Source organism: Pseudomonas sp. URIL14HWK12:I5 (assembly GCF_900176445.1).
GTDB lineage: Bacteria > Pseudomonadota > Gammaproteobacteria > Pseudomonadales > Pseudomonadaceae > Aquipseudomonas > Aquipseudomonas monteilii.
The window spans coordinates 1-3,008 of the sequence record NZ_FWXQ01000021.1; the positions used below are offsets into that span (position 1 = coordinate 1).

A 3,008-nucleotide genomic window follows, 5' to 3' on the forward strand; every position below is an offset into this window, starting at 1 on the left:
AGGGGTTTTGTCTTTGTGGCCCGAAAAAGCCAAGCTCTCACGCAAGTCTCGGCTTTACCCAGATCCCTGTAGGAGCGGCTTTAGCCGCGAACACCGGCAACGCCGGTGCCATCCACCGCGTGGCCTGCTCCGCGGCAAAAGCTGAACCCCACGGGGATCGCTACACAAGGCCGCACTTACAGGCCCTTTTCCTATGCAAGCCAACAGCCCATGGCTATCATGCCTGCCTTATTCCAAGTCGAGACTGGCATGCTGAAGTTGTTGAATCTCCTCAAGGATGGCCGGTTCCATTCCGGTGAAGCCCTGGGGGCAGCCCTCGGGGTGAGTCGCAGTGCCGTTTGGAAGCAGCTGCAGCATCTGGAGAGTGAACTGAACCTCACCATTCACAAGGTTCGTGGGCGCGGCTATCAGCTGGCGGCACCGCTCGCCTTGCTCGAAGCACACGCAATCGCCGGTTATGCCGAAGGCGAGCAGTGGCCGGTGTTCATCCACGAATCGATTGATTCGACCAATGCGGAAGGTTTGCGGCTTGCCGGCCAAGGGCAGGCTGCTCCGTTTATCGTGCTGGCCGAGCGGCAGAGTGCCGGCCGCGGCCGGCGTGGCCGTCAATGGGTCAGCCCATTCGCCGAGAACCTCTATTACAGCCTTGTATTGCGGGTGGAAGGCGGCATGCGTCAGCTCGAAGGTTTGAGCCTGGTGGTGGGACTGGCCGTAATGCGTACCCTGCAGGCGTTTGGCGTAAAAGAGGTAGGGCTCAAATGGCCCAACGATGTGCTGGTTCGCGGGCAGAAGATTACCGGCATTCTCCTGGAGCTGGTGGGCGACCCTGCTGATGTCTGTCATGTAGTACTGGGTATCGGTATCAATGTGAACATGCAGGCAAATGACCAGGTCGACCAACAGTGGACTTCAATGCGGCGTGAGGTGGGTGCGACAATTGATCGCAATCACTTGGTGGCATCGCTCAGTCAGCAACTGCAGCATGAATTGGCACGCCATCGCCGCTACGGATTCGCAGCATTCCTGGAAGAATGGGAGCAGGCGCACCTTTGGCAGGGGCGCAATGTCTCGCTGGTTGCTGGCAGCACGCATATTGATGGTGTGGTTCTCGGCGTCGACGGGCAGGGTGGTTTGCGCCTTGAGGTGGACGGAGTGGAAAAGAGCTTCAGTGGTGGTGAGCTCAGTTTGAGGTTGCGTGATGATTCTTGAGCTCGATTGCGGTAACAGCTTCATCAAGTGGCGGGTAATCCATGCTGCTGATGCAGTCATTGAAGGTGGCGGGATCGTCGATTCCGATCAGGCGTTGCTCGCTGAAGTGGCTGCGTTGGCTTCGGTGCGTCTTACGGGCTGTCGCATTGTCAGTGTGCGCAGCGAGGAAGAAACCGATGCGCTGTGTTCATTGATTGCCCAGGCGTTTACCGTTCAGGCGCGTGTTGCGCATCCGGCACGGGAAATGGCCGGCGTGCGCAATGGCTATGACGATTATCAGCGTCTGGGTATGGATCGTTGGCTGGCTGCGCTGGGTGCATTTCACTTGGCAAAGGGCGCGTGCCTGGTCATTGACTTGGGCACTGCTGCAAAAGCGGACTTCGTTGCAGCGGATGGTGAGCATCTGGGTGGTTACATTTGCCCGGGCATGCCTTTGATGCGTAGCCAGCTGCGCACCCATACCCGGCGTATACGCTATGACGATGCCTCCGCCGAGCGCGCATTGACCAGTCTGTCTCCCGGGCGCTCAACCGTCGAAGCGGTCGAGCGCGGTTGTGTGTTGATGCTCCAGGGTTTTGCGCGCACCCAGCTTGATCAGGCGCGTGTGCTGTGGGGGGACACGTTCACGGTATTTCTCACTGGGGGTGATGCGCCACTGGTAAGGGAGGCTGTGCCCCAGGCGCGTGTTGTGCCAGACCTGGTTTTCGTTGGCCTGGCCATGGCCTGCCCATTGGATTGAGGTGCCTATGCGTTGGTTGTTTCTGCTGTTACTGGTGCTCAACGTCTTCTATTACGTGTGGCATCAGCAGGAAGCCCCGCTGAAGGTCAAGGAAGTCGCCCCGCTGTCTCTGTACAAGGGGAATCAGCAAGAGATCCGTCTACTGCGTGAAACAGGCGTGTCGGCGCCGCCCAAGCGTCGTGATGAATGCCTGGTAGTGGGTGGGGTAATGGGGCAGGGGCAGCTGGATGCGCTGCGTCAGCGCCTCTTGAGCCTAGATATTGCGACCTTGCCAGTGGTGGGGCAGCTGCCGGGGGCAGATGGGCGCTGGCTCAAGGTTGCACCGGAAAGCGAGCGTTTGCTGGACCAAACGGTACTCTCAGCTCTTTCCAATGATTTCAAAGACTTAAAACATAAAATTATTTTCTGCCAGGGTATTGCAACTGGCGAATAGCTTGATAGAATGGCGCCCGCTTCACAGGGAACACCACTCAGGTGGTAGAACTGGAAGCGGTGTCAAAGCAGCTAAGTTTCAGATTTGATTGAAAAAATTTGAAAAAACGCTTGACACTAGGACGGCAGACAAATAGAATGCCGGCCACATCTGGAGGGATTCCCGAGCGGTCAAAGGGGACGGACTGTAAATCCGTTGCGAGAGCTTCGAAGGTTCGAATCCTTCTCCCTCCACCAGTTTTAGCGAGAGCCGCAAGCTCCGCGGGTATAGTTTAGTGGTAGAACCTCAGCCTTCCAAGCTGATGATGCGGGTTCGATTCCCGCTACCCGCTCCAAGTTTGCCGGATTTTGCGCAAAGTGTTTCGCTCTTGTAGCTCAGTTGGTAGAGCACACCCTTGGTAAGGGTGAGGTCAGCGGTTCAAATCCGCTCAAGAGCTCCATATAAACAAGGCAGATATGAAAATATCTGCCTTTGTTTTATCAGCGCAAGACTATTTCTTCTGCGGAGGATTGTATCGATGGCTAAGGAAAAGTTTGATCGTTCCCTTCCCCACGTTAACGTCGGCACTATCGGCCACGTTGACCACGGTAAGACCACTCTGACCGCAGCTCTGACTCGCGTCTGCTC

The 3,008-nt window shown here is 56.8% G+C and carries 4 protein-coding genes and 3 tRNA genes; all 7 read left to right on the forward strand.

The window, feature by feature from the left end; genetic code table 11:
- The first annotated feature begins 249 nt into the window (after positions 1 to 249).
- A complete protein-coding gene (gene birA, locus B9A31_RS26780; RefSeq protein WP_020424247.1) occupies positions 250 to 1,209 on the forward strand; it encodes a bifunctional biotin--[acetyl-CoA-carboxylase] ligase/biotin operon repressor BirA in 960 nt (319 codons plus the stop codon).
- Entirely contained in the window at positions 1,199 to 1,948 is a 750-nt protein-coding gene (locus B9A31_RS26785; RefSeq protein WP_025755075.1) for a pantothenate kinase, read from the forward strand. The genes birA and B9A31_RS26785 overlap by 11 nt, the downstream gene beginning before the upstream one ends.
- 7 nt (positions 1,949 to 1,955) lie before the next feature.
- Positions 1,956 to 2,381, forward strand: coding sequence for a hypothetical protein (locus B9A31_RS26790; protein ID WP_019098632.1), 426 nt, complete (start codon positions 1,956 to 1,958; stop codon positions 2,379 to 2,381).
- A gap of 152 nt (positions 2,382 to 2,533) precedes the next feature.
- Positions 2,534 to 2,617 (forward strand) — tRNA-Tyr (locus B9A31_RS26795).
- Between the two features lie 24 nt (positions 2,618 to 2,641).
- Positions 2,642 to 2,715: transfer RNA gene (locus tag B9A31_RS26800), tRNA-Gly, on the forward strand.
- A 29-nt stretch (positions 2,716 to 2,744) separates the two neighbouring features.
- Positions 2,745 to 2,820, forward strand: a tRNA-Thr gene (locus tag B9A31_RS26805).
- A gap of 78 nt (positions 2,821 to 2,898) precedes the next feature.
- Positions 2,899 to 3,008, forward strand: a 110-nt coding sequence (locus B9A31_RS26810; protein WP_132579187.1) for a GTP-binding protein, incomplete at its 3' end; no start/stop codon positions are given.